Genomic DNA, 20,601 nt, shown 5'->3' with positions numbered 1-20,601 from the left:
GGGAAACCCCATTCGCCGAGGGGATTTGTCATGGCACCGGAACCACCCCTGCTCACCATGTCCGGCATCACCAAGTCGTTCCCCGGAGTACGGGCCCTCGACGGCGTGGACCTGGAGGTCCAGGCCGGCGAAGTCCACTGTCTCCTAGGGCAGAACGGCGCCGGCAAGTCCACCCTCATCAAGGTGCTCGCCGGGGCCCATCAGCCCGACGACGGCGAGATCACCTGGCGCGGTGAACCGGCCGCGCTCAAGTCGCCCATCGCCGCGATGCGCCTGGGTATCGCCACCATCTACCAGGAACTCGACCTGGTCGAGGGCCTGTCGGTCGCCGAGAACGTCTTCCTCGGTCACGAACCCACCACTGCCCGCTTCGTCGTCCGCACCCGCGAGGGCCGCACGGCGGCCGCCGCACTGCTGAAGCGTCTCGGCCACCCGGAGATCGACCCGGCCAGGCCGGTCGGCGAACTGCCCGCCGCCCAGCAGCAGATCGTCTCCATGGCGCGGGCGCTCTCCCATGACGTACGGCTCATCGTGATGGACGAGCCGTCCGCCGCACTCGACCCCGACGAGGTCGACAACCTCTTCCGTATCGTCGCCGCCCTCACCGCCGACGGGGTCGCCGTCGTCTACATCTCGCACCGCCTGGAGGAGATCCGCAGGATCGGCGACCGGGTGACCGTGCTCAAGGACGGCCGGGCCGTCGCCGTGGGGCTGCCCGCCAAGTCCACACCGACACGAGACATCGTTGCCATGATGACCGGCCGCAATGTCGAGTACGTCTTCCCGCCGCGTACCACGGGCGGCGCGGGAGCGACAGTGGCGGAGCCGGTACTGAAGGTCGAAGGACTGGCCAGGAAGGGCGAATTCGACCCGCTGGACCTCGAGCTGAGGCCCGGCGAGATCGTAGGTCTGGCCGGACTCGTCGGATCGGGGCGCTCCGAGATCCTGGAGACCGTCTACGGCGCCCGCAAGCCGAGCGCCGGACGGGTCACCGTGGCCGGCAAACAGCTCCGGCCCGGCAGCGTCCGCGCGGCCGTTGCCGCAGGCATCGGGCTCGCCCCCGAGGAACGCAAGGCGCAGGCCCTGCTGATGCTCGAATCCGTCACCCGCAATGTCTCCGTCTCCTCCATGTCCCGCTTCTCCAGGGCAGGTTGGCTCGACCGTGGGGCCGAGCGCCGGGCGGCCCGAACCGCCACCCGCGAGCTCTCCCTGCGCCCCGACAACCCGGACACCCCCGTCCGCACGCTCTCCGGCGGCAATCAGCAGAAAGCCGTCCTGGCCCGCTGGCTGCTGCGCGGCTGTCGGGTGCTGCTGCTCGACGAACCGACCCGCGGTGTCGACGTCGGCGCCCGCGCCGAGCTCTACGCCGTGATCCGCCGGCTGGCCGACGAAGGCCTTGCCGTGCTGCTCGTCTCCAGCGAGGTGCCCGAAGTGCTGGGCCTCGCCGACCGGGTGCTGGTGCTCCGCGAGGGCCGCGTCGTGCATGCGGCGGGCGCCCGGGAGCTCGACGAGCACCGCGTACTCGACCTAGTGATGGAAGGGAGCCCGACGTCATGACGCAGCCCGTTTCCTCGGCGCAGCAGGGCGGGCCGGACAAGGGGGCCGCCCCCGCCCCGGTCGCCGAACCCCGTAGGAAGGACGGACCTTCGCGCACCTTCGGCCTGCGCGCGGACGTCCGCAACCTCTCGCTCCTCGGCGTTCTCGCCGTACTTGTCGCCGTCGGCGGATTCACCGAGCCCGATGCCTTCCTGGACACCGGGAACCTTCAGCTGATCCTGACCCAGTCGTCCGTCATCGGCGTCGTCACCGTCGGGATGACCTTCGTCATCACCAGCGGCGGCATCGACCTGTCGGTCGGTGCGATGGTCGCGCTCGCCTCCGTCTGGGCGACCACGCTCGCCACCCAGGAGTACGGCTTCGCAGGGATTCTGTTCACCGCCGTGATCGTGGGACTCGGTGCAGGGCTGGTGAACGGGGTGCTCATCGCGTACGGCCGGATGGTGCCGTTCATCGCGACGCTGGCCATGCTCGCCTCGGCCCGCGGGCTCGCTCTCCAGATCACCGACGGCAAGACCCAGATCGTCACCGTCAAGTCGGTCCTCGACCTGGGCCTGCCCGACTCGTACGTCCTCGGTATCCCGCCCCTGGTCATGATGTTCGCCGCGGTGACCGTCATCGGCTGGCTGGTGCTGAACCGCACGACCTTCGGACGGCGTACGGTCGCGGTCGGCGGCAACGCGGAAGCGGCCAGGCTGGCCGGTATCGACGTACGACGGCAGCGGCTCTACCTCTATCTGCTCTCCGGGCTGTGCTGCGGCATCGCCGCCTTCATGCTGATCATCCTTTCCGGCTCGGGACAGAACACCAACGGCAATCTGTACGAGCTCGACGCCATCGCAGCCGCGATCATCGGCGGCACCCTGCTCAGCGGCGGACGCGGCACCATCGTCGGCTCCGTGCTCGGTGTCCTCGTCTTCACCACCATCACCAACATCTTCGCTCTCAACAATCTGCAGAGCGACGTCCAGCAGATCGCCAAGGGCGCGATCATCGTCGCGGCCGTCCTGGTCCAGCGCCGCACATCGGCGCACGGGGAGACCTGAGCCGCCGGGCGCACTCCCGGCAGCTCCGCTTCTCCATCCCGCACACCGCCCCATACGTCGTATGTGACATGTCACGCACCGGATGAAGGGTTTGACAGCCATGCCAGAAACCAGCCGCAGAGGACTGCTCTTCGGCACCGCAGCAGTCTCCGCGGGCGCCCTCCTCACCGCCTGTACCAGCAACGAGCCCAAGAAGTCGGAGACGGCGCAGAGCAATCAGCCCGCCGCCGACAACAAGCCCGGCAAGCCCGTCACCATCGGCTTCGCGGGCCCGCAGGCCGACCACGGCTGGCTCAATGCCATCAACGAGAACGCCAAGTCGCGGGCGGCGAAGTACTCCGAGGTGACCCTGGAGATCACCGAGGGCTCCAACGACACCGCCGCCCAGATCGGCCAGGTCAAGACCCTCATCAACAAGAAGGTCGACGTCCTCGTCATCCTCCCCGCCGACGGCAAGGCGCTCACCCAGGTCGGTCTGGAGGCGATGAAGGCGGGCATCCCCGTCGTCAACCTGGACCGGATCTTCGCCTCGCCGCAGGCGTACCGCTGCTGGGTCGGCGGCGACAACTACGGCATGGGCCTCAACGCCGGTACGTACATCGGCGAGCAGCTCAAGGACAAGGCGAACGCCAAGGTCGTCGAGCTGGCCGGCATCGACAACCTGGAGCTCACCAAGCAGCGCAGCCAGGGCTTCGCCGACGCGCTGAAGAACTACCCCAACATCAAACTGGTGGCCCGTCAGGCCGCCGATTTCACCGTCGAGTCGGGCCAGGCGAAGATGGCCCAACTCCTTCAGGCACAGAAGAAGTTCGACGCCCTGTGGAACCACGACGACGACCAGGGCGTGGGCGCGCTGCGCGCCATTCAGCAGGCGGGCCGCGACGAGTTCCTGATGGTCGGCGGCGCCGGCGCCAAGTCCGCGATGGATGCCATCAAGGCCGACGACAGCGTGCTGAAGGCCACCGTTCTCTACCCGCCGACGATGGCCGCGTCCGCCATCGACCTGGCCCGCGCCCTCGGACAGGGCAAGGGCATCGGCGGCCTGGCCGAACTGGAGATCCCGACCAGTCTCACCCTCTACTCGGCCGTGGTCACCAAGGAGAACATCGACCAGTACCTGCCCACGGGCTTCAGCTGATCCGCCCCGCAGGAGGGTGCTGACCCTCCTGCCGCACCCATCGAACGACCGACGAGGAGGAAGCCCGGATGGCCCGTAGGGAAGAGACGGATCAGGAGGCCGCAGCGCCGCCGCCGACGTATCGGCCGATGACGAGTGCGCCGACGCTCGGAGTCGGCATGGTCGGATACGCGTTCATGGGCGCCGCCCATTCGCAGGGGTGGCGCACCGCGGGACACGTCTTCGAGCTGCCGATGAAACCGGCTCTCGCCGCGATCTGCGGACGCGACCGGGCAGCGGTCGAGGCGGCGGCCGCCCGCCACGGCTGGGCTGCGGCGGAGACCGACTGGCGGGCCCTGATCGCCCGGGACGATGTGCAGCTCGTCGACATCTGCACCCCCGGCGACAGCCATGCCGAGATTGCCATCGCCGCCCTGGAGGCGGGCAAACACGTGCTGTGCGAGAAGCCGCTCGCCAACACGGTCGCCGAGGCCGAGGCCATGACCGAGGCAGCGGAGCGCGCGGCGGCCCGCGGTCAGGTGGCGATGGTGGGCTTCAACTACCGCAAGGTGCCCGCTATCACGTACGCCCGGCAGCTGATCGCCGAGGGGAGGATCGGCACCCTGAGGCATGTCCGCGCCACCTACCTCCAGGACTGGCTCGTCGATCCCGATTCCCCGCTCACCTGGCGGCTGAAGCGGGAGCACGCAGGCTCGGGAGCGCTCGGCGACCTGGGGGCGCACATCGTCGACCTGGCCCAGTATCTGGCGGGGGAGCTGCTGGTCGGGGTGTCGGCGGTCAGTGAGACGTTCGTGACGCAGCGGCCGCTGCTCGACGGTCCGTCGGCCGGGCTCTTCGGCGCTGCGGACTCGGCCGCGCGAGGAGCGGTGACCGTCGACGACGCGGCCCTGTTCACCGGCCGGCTGGCCTCCGGGGCGTTGGCCTCGTTCGAGGCGACCCGGATGGCGGCCGGTCGGAAGAACGCGCTGCGGCTGGAGATCAACGGGGAGCGCGGCTCGCTCGCCTTCGATCTGGAACGGCTCAACGAGCTGTCCTTCCACGACCACACAGAACCCGCCACCACGGCAGGGTTCCGGCGCATCCTCGTCACCGAACCCCAACATCCCTACCTGGAGGCGTGGTGGCCGCCGGGCCACGCCCTGGGCTACGAGCACACCTTCATCCACCAGGCCCGTGATCTGGTGCGGACGATTGCCGAAGGGACTGCCCCCGCACCGTCGTTCGCCGATGGACTGCAGGTGCAGCGGGTGCTCGCAGCGGTGGAGGAGAGCGCCGAGAAGAACTCCGTACACACCCCCGTAGTTCTCTAGGAGGTCCTGCGCATGCCCCGTCCCTTCACACTCTTCACCGGCCAGTGGGCCGACCTGCCGCTGGAGGAGGTCTGCCGGCTCGCCCGGGACTTCGGGTACGACGGGCTCGAACTCGCCTGCTGGGGCGACCACTTCGAGGTCGACAAGGCTCTGGCCGACCCCGGCTATCTGGACGGGCGGCGGCAGCTGCTCGACAAGTACGGACTGAAGTGCTGGGCGATCTCCAACCACCTCGTCGGCCAGGCCGTCTGCGACAACCCGATCGATGAACGGCATCAGGGGATCCTGCCGGCACGGATCTGGGGCGACGGTGAACCCGAAGGGGTGCGTCAACGAGCCGCAGAGGAGATCAAGAACACCGCCCGTGCGGCCGCCGCCTTCGGGGTGCGTACGGTCATCGGCTTCACCGGCTCCTCGATCTGGCACCTGGTCGCGATGTTCCCGCCCGTCCCGCCGCAGATGATCGAGCGGGGTTACGAGGACTTCGCCGAGCGCTGGAACCCGATCCTGGACGTCTTCGACGCGGAGGGCGTGCGGTTCGCCCACGAGGTGCACCCCAGCGAGATCGCGTACGACTACTGGACCACGCACCGTGCTCTGGAGGCCGTCGGCCACCGGGCCGCGTTCGGGCTGAACTTCGACCCCAGTCACTTCGTCTGGCAGGACCTCGACCCGGTCAACTTCCTGTACGACTTCCGGGACCGGATCTACCACGTGGACTGCAAGGAGGCCCGCAGGAGGCTGGACGGCCGCAATGGCCGCCTCGGCTCCCATCTGCCGTGGGGCGACCCGCGGCGCGGCTGGGACTTCGTCTCCGCCGGGCACGGTGACGTGCCGTGGGAGGACGTCTTCCGGATGCTCCGGTCCATCGAGTACGAGGGGCCGATCTCCGTCGAGTGGGAGGACGCGGGGATGGACCGGCTGGCGGGTGCGCCGGAAGCGCTTGCCACGCTGAAGCGGTATGACTTCGAGCCGCCGTCGGCGTCGTTCGACGCGGCGTTCGGGGGCGGGGACTGACGGGTCGTTCCGAGGAGCGACGCCTCCGGGCCGGGGCGGGGCGGGGAGAGAGCCCGCCGCCCCGCGCTCACCCCTGCCCTCACCCCGCTTTGTCCTGACGCAGGAAAAAGTTCAACAAGACCGCTGCGTAAGGGCTTTCCGTCCCGGACGAACAGGTCTACCGTCCCCAACGTGTTCATGACATGACCCGGGTCACCGGCGCCCCACAGGCCCCGCATGACCTGCGCGGCAGTCCCCGCGCAGAACGGCACGGCAGCACCCGCCCGTACAACCGGCACTCTCCGGAGGACACTCGTGCACAGAACCAGAAACAGGAGCAGAACGCGGCTCCGCGTCCGTAAATCCCTCGCGCTGCTCACCGGCGGCCTGCTCGCGGCGGCCACCCTCGCCCTGGGTGCCTCGCCCGGAGCAGCCGCGGCAGGACCGTCCTCGCCGGCCGCCGCCGACGTGGCGGCCGAGGACTTCCAGCAGGTCACCCTCGCCAAGGGCGCGGCCGAGACCGGCGAGCCCATGTCGCTGGCCGTGCTCCCCGACCGCAGCGTGCTGCACACCTCGCGCAACGGCGAGCTGCGGATCACCGACAGCGCCGGCAACACCAAGGTCTCCGGTGTCCTCCCCGTCTACTCGCACGACGAGGAAGGCCTCCAGGGCGTCGGCATCGACCCCAAGTTCAGTGAGAACCGGGCGATCTACCTCTACTACGCGCCCCCGCTGGACACCCCCGCGGGCGACGCCCCCGAGACCGGGACCGCCGCCGACTTCGCCAAGTTCGACGGAGTGAACCGGCTGTCCCGCTTCGTCCTCGAGGAGGACGGCACCCTCGACCTGGCCAGCGAGAAGAAGGTCCTCGACGTCAAGACGTCGCGCGGCATCTGCTGCCACGTCGGCGGCGACATCGACTTCGACGCGCAGGGCAACCTGTATCTGTCCACCGGCGACGACTCCAACCCGTTCGCCTCCGACGGCTACACCCCCATCGACCAGCGCCCCGACCGCAACCCGGCGTTCGACGCCCGGCGCACCTCGGGCAACACCAACGACCTGCGCGGCAAGATCCTGCGGATCAAGGTCGCCGATGACGGCTCGTACACCGTTCCGGACGGCAACCTCTTCGCGCCGGGCACGGACAAGACCCGCCCCGAGATCTACGCGATGGGCTTCCGCAACCCGTTCCGTTTCAGCGTCGACAAGGCCACCGGCATCGTGTACGTCGGTGACTACGGGCCCGATGCGGGCGCGGCCGACCCCAAGCGCGGACCGGCCGGACAGGTCGAGTTCGCCCGGGTGACCAAGCCGGGCAACTTCGGCTGGCCGTTCTGCACCGGCGACAACGACCCGTTCATCGACTACGACTTCGCGACGAAGACCTCCGGCGCCGCCTTCGACTGCGCAGCCCCGAAGAACACCTCGCCGCACAACACCGGCCTGGTCGACCTGCCCGCGGCGCAGCCCGCCTGGATTCCGTACGACGGCGGCTCCGTGCCCGAGTTCGGTACCGGATCGGAGTCCCCGATGGGCGGCCCGGTCTACCACTACGACCCCGACCTCGACTCCCCGGTGAAGTTCCCCGAGGCATACGACGGGGACTTCTTCGCCGGAGAGTTCGGCCGGCGCTGGATCAAGCGCATCGAGCAGGACGGCGACGGCACGGTCAAGTCCATCAACAACATCCCCTGGTCGGGCACCCAGGTGATGGACATGGCCTTCGGCCCCGACGGGGCGCTGTACGTCCTGGACTACGGCCTCTCCTGGTTCGGTGGCGACGAGAACTCCGCGCTCTACCGCATCGAGAACGCCACCGGTGGCCGTTCACCCGTCGCCGAGGCAGCGGCCAACAAGACATCCGGCACCGCACCGCTGAAGGTGCAGTTCTCCTCCGCGGGCACCACGGACGGTGACGGCGACGCGCTCACGTACGCCTGGGACTTCGGCGACGGCGGAACCTCCACGGCCGCCAACCCGACGTACACGTACAAGAAGAACGGCACCTACACCGCCACCGTCACCGCCAAGGACCCCACCGGGCGCACCGGCGCGGCAAGCGTCCATGTGACCGTGGGCAACACGGCACCCAAGGTGAACCTGGAACTCCCCGGTGACGGGCAGCTGTTCGACTTCGGGGATGACATCCCGTTCAAGGTGACCGTCACCGATCCCGAGGACGGCACGATCGACTGCTCCAAGGTCGAGGTGCGCTTCGTCCTCGGCCACGACAGCCACGGACACCCCATCACCACCGTCAACGGGTGCTCCGGCACGATCAAGACCGCGATCGACGGCGGACACGACCCGAACGCCAACATCTTCGGAGTCATCGACGCCTCCTACACCGACAACGGAGGCGGCGGCCAGGCCGCGCTGTCCGGGCACGACCAGTCGCAGCTCCAGCCCCGCCACCGGCAGGCCGAGCACTTCACCTCGTCGTCCGGCATCAAGACGTACGACAAGGCGGCCGCCCACGGCGGGAAGACCGTCGGCGACATCAACAACGACGACTGGATCGCCTTCAAGCCGTACATCCTCGACGGAACCACCAAGCTCACCGCCCGGATCTCGTCCGGCGGCGCGGGCGGCTTCCTCGAGGTACGGTCCGGATCGGCCACCGGCAAGATCCTCGGCTCCGCACCGGTGCCGGTGACCGGCGGCTGGGAGACCTTCCAGGACATCGACGTACCGCTGCGTGGCGTTCCCAAGAAGGCCACCGAACTCTTCCTCGTCTTCAAGGGAGGTGCCGGAGCGTTGTACGACGTCGACGACTTCGAGCTCTCCAACAGCGCCCCCGACCGGACCGCCAAACGGGTCCTGGTCTTCTCGAAGACGGCCGGCTTCCGCCACGACGCGATTCCGGACGGCATCGCCGCGCTGAAGGAACTCGGCAAGGACAGCAACATCACCGTCGACGCGACGGAGGCGGCCGGCCAGTTCACGACCAGCAACCTGGCGCGGTACGACGCCGTCGTCTTCCTGTCGACGACCGGTGATGTGCTCAATGCCGATCAGCAGAAGGCATTCGAGAACTATGTGGCCACCGGCGGCGGTTACATGGGCGTGCATGCCGCCGCGGACACCGAGTACGACTGGGCGTTCTACGGCGGACTCGTCGGCGCGTACTTCTCCGGGCACCCGGCGATCCAGCCCGCCACCGTACGCGTCGAGGACCACAATCACCCGGCGACCGCACACCTCGACGACGCCTGGGACCGTACGGACGAGTGGTACAACTACCGCACGAACCCGCGCAGTCAGGCCAAGGTCCTCGCCACACTCGACGAGACGACCTACACCGGCGGCACCATGAAGGGCGATCACCCGATCACCTGGTGCCAGACCTACCAGGGCGGCCGCTCCTTCTACACGGGCCTCGGCCACACCAAGGAGTCGTACGCCGAACCGGCCTTCCGTCAGCTCCTCATGGGCGGCATGCGGTACGCGGCCGGTCAGGTGAAGGCCGACTGCAAGCCCGACACCGGCTACCGGTCGATCTTCAACGGCAAGACGCTCGAAGGCTGGAAGCAGGCCGGCCCCGGAAAGTTCAACATCGTCGACGGTGAACTGCGCTCCGAGGGCGGCATGGGTCTGCTCACCTACCAGGCCAAGGAGCTCGGGTCGTACTCGCTCAAGCTCGACTGGAAGATGGAGGGCGACGACAACTCCGGTGTCTTCGTCGGCTTCCCGGAGTCCGACGACCCCTGGTCCGCGGTGAACAACGGCTACGAGGTCCAGATCGACGCCACCGACGCGCCCGACCGCACCACGGGCTCCGTCTACACCTTCAAGGCGGCGAACATCAAGGCCCGGGACCAGGTCCTGCGGCCGCCCGGCCAGTGGAACAGCTACGAGATCAAGGTCCAGGGAGAACGTCTCCAGGTCTTCCTCAACGGAGTGAAGATCAACGACTTCACCAACACCGATCCGGTACGGAGCCTGAAGGACGGCTACATCGGCATCCAGAACCACGGTGCCAATGACCATGTGTCCTTCCGCAACATCCAGTTGAAGGAACTGCCCTCGGCGTAGGGCGCATTCCGGCCGACGGCGGGCGGGGAAGAACATCCTCCCCGCCCGCCGTCACCAACCCCTCGTCGCACAGCGCCACTTGCTCTGCCCAGCCAGGACCCCCAGCCAGGGAGGCAGCCCGTGTCAGCACCCGCCGTTCTTACCGGAGTCTGGTTCATCGGAGCACGAGGCTCCGTCGCCACCACCGCCACAGCGGGGTGCGCGGCGGTCGCAGCAGGACTCCATCCGGCGGCAGGCATGGTCACCGAAACACCGCCGTTCGCCGAGAGCGGGCTGCCCACCCTCACCTCACTGGTCTTCGGCGGACACGACACCGTCGGCTGTCCGCTGCCCAAAAGGGCCGAGGCACTGGCCACCGGGGGTGTGCTGCCGCACGGCCTGCCCTCGGCGGTACGCTCCGAACTCGCCGCCGCCGACGCGGAGATACGGCCCGGCGGGCCACTGCCCGGCGACACCCGTAGCGACGAGGAGCTCATCAACGCCTTCGCCGCCGATCTCGCGGACTTCGGGCACCGCAACCACCTGGCCAGGACGGTCGTGATCAATGTCGCCTCCACGGAACCGGTCCCGGCCCCCGGCGAGCAGCGGTTGCCCGTCAGCTCGCTCTATGCCGCGGCAGCGCTCCGGGCAGGCTGCCCGTACATCAACTTCACCCCGTCCACCGGGCTGCGCACCCCCGCCCTCCAGGACGCCGTCGCGGGCTGCGGACTTCCTCACGCGGGCCGCGACGGCAAGACCGGCCAGACGCTGCTCCGCTCCGTACTCGCCCCGATGTTCGTGCAACGCGCCCTGCCTGTACGGGCCTGGTCGGGCACCAACCTGCTGGGCGGCGGGGACGGGGCGGCGCTGGCCGACCCGGGCGCGGCCGCGGCCAAGAACGCGGGCAAGGAACGCGTCCTCGCCGACACGCTGGGAACCGCGCCCGAGGGCCAGGTCCACATCGACGACGTACCGGTCCTCGGCGACTGGAAGACGGCCTGGGACCACATCGCGTTCGATGGATTCCTCGGGGCACGCATGGTGCTCCAGACGACCTGGCAGGGGTGCGACTCCGCACTGGCCGCACCCCTGGTTCTGGACCTGGCCAGACTGGTGGCCCGCGCCCACGAGAAGGGGCTGACCGGCCCCTTGCCCCAGCTCGGCTTCTACTTCAAGGACCCGGACGGCGGCCCTGCCGCACTTTTCGAGCAGTACATGGCGCTGCTCGCCTTCGCCGAAACGCTGCGGGGGGAGAAGTGACGGTACGGGCCTGGGCGGAGCTGCTGCGGGTGTCGGCGCTGTTCACCGTCCCCGGCGACGCACTCGCCGGGGCCTCTGCGACGGGCAGGCGCCCCGACCGCGGCACCGCACTTGCCATCGGCGCCTCGCTCTGCCTGTACGAGGCGGGCATGGCGCTCAACGACTGGGCCGACCGCGACGAGGACGCCGTCGACCGCCCGCACCGGCCGATCCCCTCGGGCCGCATCGCTCCCGGCGCGGCCCTCGCGGCGGCGGGCGCACTGACGGCCGCAGGACTGGGCCTCGCCGCACGGGCCGGCCGACCGGCCCTCGCGGTCGCCACGGGGCTGGCGGCGACGGTCTGGGCGTACGACCTCCGCCTCAAGCACACCCCGGCGGGACCGGCGGCGATGGCGGCGGCACGAGGACTGGATCTGCTGCTCGGCGCCACCGCCACCGGCGCGGCGAAAAGGGCGGCGAGCACGGGGTCGCGTACGGGATCGGGGTCGCGTACGACCTCGGGTTCGAGTGCCGCATGGGGGTCCGGCTCGCGCACGGGTTCGGCTGCGGCTGCGGCTTCGCGTGGCTTCGTTCGCGCCGCCCTTCCGGCAGCTGGCCTGCTCGGGGCGCACACCTACGCCGTCACCGCCGTCTCACGGCACGAGGCGCAGGGCGGATCGACCACCGCACCCCTCGCCGCGCTGGCGGCCACCGCCGCACTGGGCGCCGCGGCCCTGCGCGAGCAGCGCGGACCCGGGGACGCGACCTTGGATGCGGGACGCGGCAGGAAGGGGGAGTCGCACCGGTCGCACCGGCCCCCGGCGACCTCCGCCTCCACCGCCACCCGCCTCCTGCTCACCGCGCTCACCGGCGCCTACTTCCGTACTGCCGCGGGTCCCCTCCTCCACGCCGCCCTCAACCCGTCCCCGCCCCTCACCCAGCGCGCCGTCGGCGGCGGCATCCGGGCGATGATCCCGCTCCAGGCAGCCCTCGCCGCCCGCGCCGGAGCAGCAGGTTCGGGGCTCGCCGTCATGGGACTCGTCCCGCTCGCCCGCACCCTCGCCCGGAAGGTGAGCCTCACATGACGATCCGCCTCGGCTACGGCACCAACGGGCTCACCGACCTCCGCCTGGACGACGCCCTCGGGCTCCTCGCCGATCTCGGGTACGACGGGGTCGGGCTGACCCTCGACCACATGCACCTCGATCCCCTCGCCCCCGACGTCGCCGCGCGCACCCGCCACGTGGCGTCCAGGCTCCAGGAGCTGGGCCTCGGCGTCACAGTGGAGACCGGGGCCCGCTACGTCCTCGACCCCCGCCGCAAGCACGGCCCGTCGCTCCTCGACCCCGACCCCGAGGCCCGCGCAGCCCGCACCCGGCTGCTCGTTCGGGCCGTCGGCATCGCCGCCGACCTCGGTGCGCACGCCGTGCACTGCTTCAGCGGCATCACCCCACCGGACACCACCCCCGACACCGCCTGGCAGCGACTCACCGACTCCCTCGCCCCCGTCCTGGACGCCGCCGACCGCTCCGGCATCCCCCTGGCGATCGAACCCGAGCCCGGACACCTCCTCGCCGGCCTCGCCGACTTCCACCACCTGCGCGTTCTCAGTGGCGATCCACCACCGCTCGGACTGACTCTGGACATCGGCCACTGCCAATGCCTGGAACCCGCCGCGCCCGTCGACTGCGTCCGCGACGCCGCCCCCTGGCTGCGGCACGTCCAGATCGAGGACATGCGCCGGGGCATCCATGAACACCTCCCGTTCGGTGAAGGCGAGATCGACTTCCCGCCCGTACTCGAAGCGCTCGACGCCCTCCCCGACACCGGCTACCGCGGTCTCACCGTCGTCGAACTGCCCCGTCATTCCCACGCCGGCCCCGAACTCGCCCGCACCTCCATCGAGTTCCTCCGCAAGCACAGTCCGTCGAGCCGCTGAAACCGCCGAAGGGAGCAACGCCATGCCGACGACCCCGACGACCTCCCCGCTGCTGACCCGCAAGGAACTCGACGCACAACTCGGCGGAGCCGCGCGCGCCTGGCTCGACGAGGCCCTCGCCGAGGCCGAACACGCCGCCTCCCACGAGGACTCCGAACAGCCCGGCGGCCCGTACGCCGTACCGTCGTGGGAACTGCGGTACGCCGCCGCCGGCCGGCACTGCGGACTCGAACACGCCGACTCCGTACGCGCCCTGCTGCTCATCGAAGCCCGCACCGCACTGCCCGCCCTGACCAGGCTCTACGAGCAGGGCACCGCCGCCGAACGCCGTGCCGTCCTGCTCACCCTGCACCGGCTGGACCTCGGTCCCACCGCCCTTCCGCTCGTCGAGGACGCCCTGCGCACCAATGACACCCGGCTGGTCGCCGCGGCCGTCGGCCCGTACGCCGCCGCCCATCTCGACGCGCACAACTGGCGCCACGCCATTCTCAAATGCCTCTTCACCGGTGCCCCCGTAGATGCCGTCGACCAACTGGCACGGCGCTCGCGCGGCGACGCCGAACTCGCCCGCATGCTCGGCGACTTCGCGGCCGAACGCATCGCCGCGGGCCGCAGCGTCCCCGCCGACCTCACCCGGGTGCTCGACCTCACCACTCCCGGCCCTGCCGCCCCCACGGAGGAGTCCTGATGCGCATCTTCGACCCCCACATCCATATGACCTCCCGCACCACGGACGACTATCAGGCGATGTACGACGCGGGTGTCCGCGCCCTCGTGGAGCCCTCCTTCTGGCTCGGCCAGCCCCGCACCTCGCCCACCAGCTTCTTCGACTACTTCGATGCCCTGCTCGGCTGGGAACCCTTCCGCGCCGCCCAGTACGGCATCGCCCACCACTGCACGCTCGCCCTCAACCCCAAAGAGGCGAACGACCCCCGCTGCACCCCCGTCCTGGACGCCCTGCCCCGCTATCTCGCCAAGGACTCCGTCGTCGCCGTCGGCGAGATCGGCTACGACTCCATGACCCCGGCCGAGGACACCGCCCTGGCCGCACAGCTCCAGCTCGCCGCCGACCACGGCCTGCCCGCACTCGTGCACACCCCGCACCGCGACAAGCTCGCCGGACTGCACCGCACCATCGACGTCATCCGCGAATCCCACCTCGCCCCGGAGCGGGTCCTGCTCGACCACCTCAACGAGACGACCGTGAAGGACGCCAGGGACAGCGGCTGCTGGGCCGGCTTCTCCATCTACCCCGACACCAAGATGGACGAGGACCGCATGATCGCGGTCCTCAAAACCCACGGCACCGAGAAGGTCCTGGTCAACTCGGCCGCCGACTGGGGAAGGAGTGACCCGCTCAAGACCCGCAAGGTGGGCGACGCGATGCTTGCCGCCGGGTTCAGCGAGGACGACGTCGACCAGGTGCTCTGGCGCAACCCCGTCGCCTTCTACGGGCAAAGTGGCCGGCTCCAGCTCGACATCGCCGCTCCGGAACCACTCCACGAGGGCAACTCCATCCTGCGCGGCGGGGAGTGAGGCGATGCGCTTCCGCCACCCCGACGGCTCCACCGTCCACCTCTCGTACTGCACCAACGTCCATCCCGCAGAGACACTCGACGGCGTCCGCACCCAACTGCGCGACCACTGCGAACCGGTTCGCAAACGCCTCGGCCGGGACAGGCTCGGCATCGGCCTCTGGCTCGCCAGGGATGCCGCCCGCAGCCTGATCAACGACCCGTCCCAGCTGCGCTCCCTGCGCGCCGAACTGGACCGCCGCGGCCTGGAAGTCGTCACCCTCAACGGCTTCCCGTACGAGGGCTTCGGCGCCGACGAGGTCAAGTACCGGGTGTACAAGCCGGACTGGACGGACCCGGAGCGGCTCGCCCACACCACCGACCTGGCCCGGCTCCTGGCCGGTCTGCTCCCCGACGACGTCACCGAAGGGACCATCTCCACCCTCCCGCTCGCCTGGCGCACCCCGTTCGACTCCGACGCCGGGGCGGCCGCTCTCGCACACACCGCGCTCACCACCCTCGCTGACCGCCTCGACGCGCTGGCCGAGCTCACCGGCAAGTCCATCCGCATCGGCCTCGAACCCGAGCCGGGCTGCACGGTCGAGACCACCGCCGACGCCATCGCACCGCTCACCGCCGTCGGACACCGGCGCATCGGCATCTGCATCGACACCTGCCACCTGGCCACCTCCTTCGAGGACCCCGACACCGCCGTCGACGCCCTCGACACAGCGGGCATCCCGGTGGTCAAGGCCCAGCTCTCCGCCGCACTGCACGCCGAGAACCCCCACCTCCCCGAGGTACGCACCGCGCTCGCCGCCTTCGCCGAGCCCCGCTTCCTCCACCAGACCCGCACCAGCACCGCCGCCGGGCTGCGTGGCACCGACGACCTCCACGAGGCGGTCACCGGCCGGGCCCTGCCCGACGGCGCCCCATGGCGCGCCCACTTCCACGTCCCCCTGCACGCACCCCCCGCGCCACCGCTCACCTCCACCCTTCCCGTGCTCCGGTCCACGCTGACCCGGCTGGTCGGCGGCGCACGGCCACTCACCAGGCACCTGGAGGTCGAGACGTACACCTGGCAGGCGCTCCCGGCCGCGCTGCGCCCCCGCACCCGCACCCAGCTCGCCGACGGCATCGCCGCCGAACTCACCCTCGCCCGCGACCTCCTGGTCGACCTCGGCCTCAAGGAGCTCCCATGACCGCAGCCGAGCAGACCACCACGCAGGCCACCACGCCCACCGCACCAACCCCGCTTCTCGTTCTCGACGTCGTCGGCCTCACCCCCCAGCTCCTCGACCACATGCCGCACCTCAAGGCCCTGGGGCAGTCCGGCACCCATGCCCCTCTCGGCACCGTGCTCCCCGCAGTCACCTGCGCGGCCCAGTCCACCTTCCTCACCGGCACCACGCCCGCCGAGCACGGCATCGTCGCCAACGGCTGGTACTTCCGCGAGCTCGGTGACGTCCTGCTCTGGCGCCAGCACAACGGTCTGGTCGCCGGGGACAAGCTCTGGGACGCCGCACGCCGCGCCCACCCCGGCTACACCGTCGCCAACATCTGCTGGTGGTACGCGATGGGCGCCGACACCGACATCACCGTCACCCCGCGCCCCGTCTACTACGCCGACGGCCGCAAGGAACCCGACTGCTACACCCGGCCGCCCGCCCTGCACGACGAACTCACCGAAAAACTCGGCACCTTCCCCCTCTTCCACTTCTGGGGCCCCGGCGCCGACCTCGTCTCCTCCCAGTGGATCATCGACGCGACCCGGCACATCCTCGACACCCGCCATCCCGACCTGGCCCTGTGCTACCTCCCGCACCTCGACTACGACCTGCAGCGCTACGGCCCCGACGACCCCCGCTCGTACCGGGCCGCGGCCGATCTGGACCGGGCCGTGGCACCCCTCCTGGACGACGCCCGCCGCGAAGGCCGCACCGTCGTCGCCCTGTCCGAGTACGGCATCACCCGCGTCGACCGGCCCATCGACATCAACCGGGCCCTGCGCCGCGCAGGCCTCCTGGAGGTCCACACCCAGGACGGCATGGAATACCTCGACCCGATGGCCTCCCGCGCCTTCGCCGTCGCCGACCACCAGCTCGCCCACATCTACGTACGCCGCCCCGAGGACCTCGAAGCGACCCGCGAAGCCCTCCAGGACCTCCAGGGCATCGAGCAGCTCCTCGACGACGAGGGCAAGAAGGCACACGGCCTGGACCATCCGCGCTCCGGCGAACTGGTCGCCGTCGCGGACCCGGATGCCTGGTTCACGTACTACTACTGGCTCGACGACGCCCGCGCGCCCGACTTCGCGCAGCTCGTCGAGATCCACCGCAAACCCGGCTACGACCCGGTCGAACTCTTCCTGGACCCCCAGGACCCGTACGTCCGGGTCAAGGCCGCCGCGGCAGTCGCCCGCAAGAAGCTCGGCATGCGCTACCGCATGGCGGTCGTACCGCTGGACCCGTCACCCATTCGCGGCAGCCACGGCCGCCTCCCCATGAGCGACGAAGAAGGTCCGCTCATCCTGTGCTCCACCCCCCACGCGTTCACCGGACCCGTCCGGGCCACCGAGGTGAAGTCCTTGCTCCTCACGCTTGCCGGCCTCGCATGAGACCGGTCCGCACACGGCGTTTCGAGCATCTTCGAGAAAGAGAGAGACCGTGACCGCGTACAACGACGAATCCGGAACGGACGGCGCCCTGCGCCGCAGCCTCGGCGTCAGCCGCCGCCGTTTTCTGAGCACCTGCACGGCCGCCGCGGCAGCGGCGATCGCCGCGCCCGCCTTCGGCGCGTCGCCGGCCCTCGCCCAGACCGCCTCCGGCAAGGGGCAGGGCGTCGGCCAGGCTCTGGTCCCGGCGGAGCGACGAGGAATCATCCTGTACACCGTGCGCGACGCCACGGGCCGGGATCCGCTCAGCACCGGCCTTCCCTCGGGCTTCCGTGAGGTCTTCAGGGAGCTGGCCCGCTACGGCTACAAGCAGGTCGAGTTCGCCGGGTACGGCCAGCACGCCAACGCACCCGGCGGAAGCAACCTCGAATCGGTGGAAGGCGCGAAGCTGCTGCGCTCGTGGCTGGACGACTACGGTCTGCGCGCCCAGGGCAACCACGGCTTCATCCCGTCGTCCTGGCCGCTGAACCAGAGCGACCTGGACCAGTTCAAGCGCCACCTGGAGATAGCGAACATCCTCGGCATGGAACACATGGGCACCGGTGGCGACCCCACCGGCAGCGCCTACCGTGCCGACTGGGACGTGGCCGCCGACAAGTGGAACACGCTGGGACGGATCGCTCAGGGTGCGGGCATCAAGCTCTACACCCACAACCACGACGCGGCCTACGGCTTCCTGCTCGACGGGGGTCCGCTGGACGCACAGGGCCGTCCCACCCGCAGCTCCGGCATTCGCAAGCTCGAGTACTTCCTTCAGGTCACCGACCCGAAGTCCGTATGGCTGGAGATGGACATCTTCTGGGCGCACGTCGCCCAGTACAAGTTCCACAGCTACACCGCGCACGACGGATCGCAGCAGGAGAACATCTTCGACCCGGCGGCACTGGTCCGCTGCAACACCAAGCGCTACCCGCTGTTCCACGCCAAGGACGGCATCGTCAACACAACCAGCGGCCAAGGCTACGACATGGTCCCCTTCGGTACCGGGGTCATCGACTACCGGACGTTCTTCCGCCGCGTCGGGGCGAAGAACTACCACAACCCGATGGTCGAGCAGGACAACGCACCGAGCTCGACCGTCCCCGCGCAGTCCCTGAACCATGCGCGGATCGGCTACGACAACTTGGCGGCGCTGCGCAAGTAGGACCATCGGCGCCACCGGAGGGGCGGTCCGCGCCGCACCCCGAATTCCTGAAGACCGGGGAACAGCGCAAACGCCCGCCCGGTGACGTCAGGCACCGTACGCTCCACGGCAGTCACCAGGAGCGTACGGTGCCTGATCAGCGCCCCGAACTGCGCGACCAACCCCGGCGGCCGGCCGGGAACCCGCCGGTCGTTCTCCCCGATCCGGCGGTGATGAACGCGCCCTTGAGGTCCCACGCCCCCACCACCATGCTGCCCGTACCGGAGCCCACCTGCCCGGAAATCAGTTCCTGCGGCGCCGGGTCGGACGACTTCCCGGCTGATCGGCTGCGGATTCGGGGCGACGTCCCGCATCCGCCGCCCGAGGTCGCCCTGACCGTCGGGCAGCACCATGCGTACGCGAACAGCAACAGAACGTACGCGTAGCGGGGTGAGGTGCGCCAGATGGTGCCGGCAGCGTCCGGCGTACCGCACTGACCACCGGAAACGCAGGTGAGAGGCACCCCGAACCCCTGGTATTGTTTTCCATGTCGCCGCGGGAAACCGGGGCCGACCACCTGGTCCGGGTGGCGGAATGGCAGACGCGCTAGCTTGAGGTGCTAGTGCCCTTTATCGGGCGTGGGGGTTCAAGTCCCCCCTCGGACACCAGCTGAGACCCCAGTTCTTCTGGGGTTTTTCTGTTTCTCGGGCTGTGTCGTGACCAGCCACGTGACCAACAGCCGAGCGAATCCCCAGGTCGGACCAGGGATGACAGGCCGAGTCGGCCCGCACCGAAGGCGGCCAGTCGGCGCGCTCCGTCCTTACGTGAGTGGCCGTATCGGGCCATGGTGTAGCCCGGTGAGTGGCGCCGGACGTTGGCGGAGACCTCGACGGGGTTCTCCCCGGCCTCCAGGTCGTTCGTGACCTTGCTGTGCCGCCAGTCGTGGATGCGGAAGTCCTCGGGCAGGTGCAGCCGGTGATCCTCCGGATCACCACTACTGATGACGACGACTCGTCTCACTAACCTTCGTTATCGGGACGGTTCAGCCAAGCTCGGGGCGTGTCCGTTTCGCCCATGCTGGACCGTCCCGTAACCCGTCTCGAAATACCACCTCACGGACTAGCTTTCGGGACGCGTTTATGAGACTGTCTCGTCATGACCACGCCTACCCCGGCCTCACAGGTCGAACGTCACGACTGCCCGAAGTGCGATGCTCCCGCCGGTAGCCCCTGCCGTACGACTACGGGCAAGGTGGCGGCGAACTACCACACGGGCCGCTTTGCCCTGGTGCCCGCGCTCAAGGCGGAACTGACCGTGAAGACTCCGGCCGACCGCAACCCCGGCAAGACGTGGACGGCAGGCGCTCCCGTTCCACAGGTGGCCGACGCGATACCGTGCGCAGCTATCCGACTTGGCTACGCCCGTTGCTCAACCGTTGGACAGGAACTCCAGTCTCAGTTGGACATGCTGGCCCGTGCCGACTGCACCCGGGTCTTCTCCGAGAAGATCAGTACCCGCGTGAAGGAACGGCCGGAGCTGGAGAAGGCGCTCACGCTGGCACGGGAGATCAAGGCAGCCGCGCCGAATCAGCCCGTCATCCTGACCGTGGTCGAGATGAAGCGGCTTGCCCGCAGTGCGGCAGAGCTGATGACTCTGTCCTCCACCCTTCAGGCGGACGGCATCCAGCTGGAACTTTTGTCCGGTCCCCTTCAGGGCGTGTACGACCCGAACGGGGCGGGTGCGATCGTGTTCGCGGTGCTTGCCGTGAGTGCCGAGGTGGAGCGGGAGGGCATCCGGGAGAAGACGTTGGAGGGGCTGGACGCTGCGGCTCGTAAGGGCAACATCGGTGGGCGTCCGTCCGTCGTGGACGATGACAAGCTAGCCGTAGCCCGTGCCAGGTACGCTAAGGGAGACAGTGTCACAGCCATCGCTAAGGCCCTGGGGATCGGCCGTGCCACCTTGTACCGCCACCTTGGGGAGAGTGCCTGAGACAGGCGCACACAGGCGCAGAAACCCCGGCGTATCGATGACGCCGGGGTTTCCAGCAC

General features: G+C 69.6%; 16 protein-coding genes and 1 tRNA gene. All 17 read left to right on the top strand.

Annotation, left to right across the window (positions count from 1 at the left end; all coding sequences use genetic code 11):
* The first annotated feature begins 30 nt into the window (after positions 1-30).
* The 17 genes from OG609_RS05765 (at position 31) to OG609_RS05685 (ending at position 20,542) form a co-directional block, all read left to right on the top strand.
* Positions 31-1,557, top strand: coding sequence for a sugar ABC transporter ATP-binding protein (locus tag OG609_RS05765; RefSeq protein ID WP_327271795.1), 1,527 nt, complete (start codon positions 31-33; stop codon positions 1,555-1,557).
* Positions 1,554-2,603 (top strand): ABC transporter permease, encoded by a 1,050-nt coding sequence (locus tag OG609_RS05760; protein ID WP_327271794.1) that lies wholly within the window; start codon positions 1,554-1,556, stop codon positions 2,601-2,603. The genes OG609_RS05765 and OG609_RS05760 overlap by 4 nt, the downstream gene beginning before the upstream one ends.
* Before the next feature lie 100 nt (positions 2,604-2,703).
* Positions 2,704-3,741 carry a substrate-binding domain-containing protein gene (locus OG609_RS05755; RefSeq protein WP_327271793.1) on the top strand — a complete coding sequence of 346 codons (1,038 nt, stop codon included), beginning with the start codon at positions 2,704-2,706 and terminating at the stop codon, positions 3,739-3,741.
* Between the two features lie 68 nt (positions 3,742-3,809).
* Positions 3,810-5,051, top strand: coding sequence for a Gfo/Idh/MocA family protein (locus OG609_RS05750; RefSeq protein ID WP_327271792.1), 1,242 nt, complete (start codon positions 3,810-3,812; stop codon positions 5,049-5,051).
* A gap of 12 nt (positions 5,052-5,063) precedes the next feature.
* Positions 5,064-6,068, top strand: coding sequence for a sugar phosphate isomerase/epimerase family protein (locus OG609_RS05745; RefSeq protein ID WP_114247673.1), 1,005 nt, complete (start codon positions 5,064-5,066; stop codon positions 6,066-6,068).
* 294 nt (positions 6,069-6,362) lie between these two features.
* Positions 6,363-10,085, top strand: a complete 3,723-nt coding sequence (locus OG609_RS05740) for a ThuA domain-containing protein (RefSeq protein ID WP_327271791.1) — start codon at positions 6,363-6,365, stop codon at positions 10,083-10,085.
* 84 nt (positions 10,086-10,169) lie between these two features.
* On the top strand, positions 10,170-11,324 hold the full coding sequence (locus tag OG609_RS05735) for an inositol-3-phosphate synthase (RefSeq protein ID WP_442818061.1): 1,155 nt from the start codon (positions 10,170-10,172) through the stop codon (positions 11,322-11,324).
* Positions 11,321-12,388 (top strand): SCO3242 family prenyltransferase, encoded by a 1,068-nt coding sequence (locus OG609_RS05730; protein WP_327271789.1) that lies wholly within the window; start codon positions 11,321-11,323, stop codon positions 12,386-12,388. The genes OG609_RS05735 and OG609_RS05730 overlap by 4 nt, the downstream gene beginning before the upstream one ends.
* Positions 12,385-13,242: a sugar phosphate isomerase/epimerase family protein gene (locus OG609_RS05725; protein WP_327271788.1), complete on the top strand. Its 858-nt coding sequence runs from the start codon at positions 12,385-12,387 to the stop codon at positions 13,240-13,242. Before OG609_RS05730 ends, OG609_RS05725 begins: the two co-directional genes overlap by 4 nt.
* Positions 13,243-13,264: 22 nt before the next feature.
* A complete protein-coding gene (locus OG609_RS05720; RefSeq protein ID WP_327271787.1) occupies positions 13,265-13,930 on the top strand; it encodes an EboA domain-containing protein in 666 nt (221 codons plus the stop codon).
* Positions 13,930-14,778 (top strand): TatD family hydrolase, encoded by an 849-nt coding sequence (locus OG609_RS05715; RefSeq protein WP_327271786.1) that lies wholly within the window; start codon positions 13,930-13,932, stop codon positions 14,776-14,778. Before OG609_RS05720 ends, OG609_RS05715 begins: the two co-directional genes overlap by 1 nt.
* A gap of 4 nt (positions 14,779-14,782) precedes the next feature.
* Positions 14,783-15,958: a metabolite traffic protein EboE gene (eboE, locus tag OG609_RS05710; RefSeq protein ID WP_327271785.1), complete on the top strand. Its 1,176-nt coding sequence runs from the start codon at positions 14,783-14,785 to the stop codon at positions 15,956-15,958.
* A complete protein-coding gene (locus OG609_RS05705) occupies positions 15,955-17,373 on the top strand; it encodes a nucleotide pyrophosphatase/phosphodiesterase family protein (protein WP_327271784.1) in 1,419 nt (472 codons plus the stop codon). The genes eboE and OG609_RS05705 overlap by 4 nt, the downstream gene beginning before the upstream one ends.
* Positions 17,374-17,422: 49 nt before the next feature.
* Positions 17,423-18,574: a sugar phosphate isomerase/epimerase family protein gene (locus OG609_RS05700; RefSeq protein ID WP_327271783.1), complete on the top strand. Its 1,152-nt coding sequence runs from the start codon at positions 17,423-17,425 to the stop codon at positions 18,572-18,574.
* Between the two features lie 128 nt (positions 18,575-18,702).
* Positions 18,703-18,999 (top strand): hypothetical protein, encoded by a 297-nt coding sequence (locus OG609_RS05695; RefSeq protein ID WP_327271782.1) that lies wholly within the window; start codon positions 18,703-18,705, stop codon positions 18,997-18,999.
* A 134-nt stretch (positions 19,000-19,133) separates the two neighbouring features.
* Positions 19,134-19,221: transfer RNA gene (locus OG609_RS05690), tRNA-Leu, on the top strand.
* A gap of 487 nt (positions 19,222-19,708) precedes the next feature.
* Entirely contained in the window at positions 19,709-20,542 is an 834-nt protein-coding gene (locus OG609_RS05685; protein ID WP_442817941.1) for a recombinase family protein, read from the top strand.
* Positions 20,543-20,601: the final 59 nt, after the last annotated feature.

It is taken from the genome of Streptomyces sp. NBC_01224 (genome assembly GCF_036002945.1).
In the GTDB taxonomy this organism is placed as follows: domain Bacteria; phylum Actinomycetota; class Actinomycetes; order Streptomycetales; family Streptomycetaceae; genus Streptomyces.
The sequence above is the reverse complement of the archived record's forward strand: the minus strand, read 5'-3'. Positions and strand labels throughout refer to the sequence as shown.

Excerpts from the sequence above, each read along its gene's own strand:
- OG609_RS05685 (WP_442817941.1), top strand. The coding sequence starts at position 19,709 with ATGACCACGCCTACCCCGGCCTCACAGGTCGAACGTCACGACTGCCCG.
- OG609_RS05720 (WP_327271787.1), top strand. The coding sequence starts at position 13,265 with ATGCCGACGACCCCGACGACCTCCCCGCTGCTGACCCGCAAGGAACTC.
- OG609_RS05705 (WP_327271784.1), top strand. The coding sequence starts at position 15,955 with ATGACCGCAGCCGAGCAGACCACCACGCAGGCCACCACGCCCACCGCA.
- eboE (WP_327271785.1), top strand. The coding sequence starts at position 14,783 with ATGCGCTTCCGCCACCCCGACGGCTCCACCGTCCACCTCTCGTACTGC.
- OG609_RS05745 (WP_114247673.1), top strand. The coding sequence starts at position 5,064 with ATGCCCCGTCCCTTCACACTCTTCACCGGCCAGTGGGCCGACCTGCCG.
- OG609_RS05750 (WP_327271792.1), top strand. The coding sequence starts at position 3,810 with ATGGCCCGTAGGGAAGAGACGGATCAGGAGGCCGCAGCGCCGCCGCCG.
- OG609_RS05755 (WP_327271793.1), top strand. The coding sequence starts at position 2,704 with ATGCCAGAAACCAGCCGCAGAGGACTGCTCTTCGGCACCGCAGCAGTC.
- OG609_RS05725 (WP_327271788.1), top strand. The coding sequence starts at position 12,385 with ATGACGATCCGCCTCGGCTACGGCACCAACGGGCTCACCGACCTCCGC.
- OG609_RS05715 (WP_327271786.1), top strand. The coding sequence starts at position 13,930 with ATGCGCATCTTCGACCCCCACATCCATATGACCTCCCGCACCACGGAC.
- OG609_RS05765 (WP_327271795.1), top strand. The coding sequence starts at position 31 with ATGGCACCGGAACCACCCCTGCTCACCATGTCCGGCATCACCAAGTCG.
- OG609_RS05760 (WP_327271794.1), top strand. The coding sequence starts at position 1,554 with ATGACGCAGCCCGTTTCCTCGGCGCAGCAGGGCGGGCCGGACAAGGGG.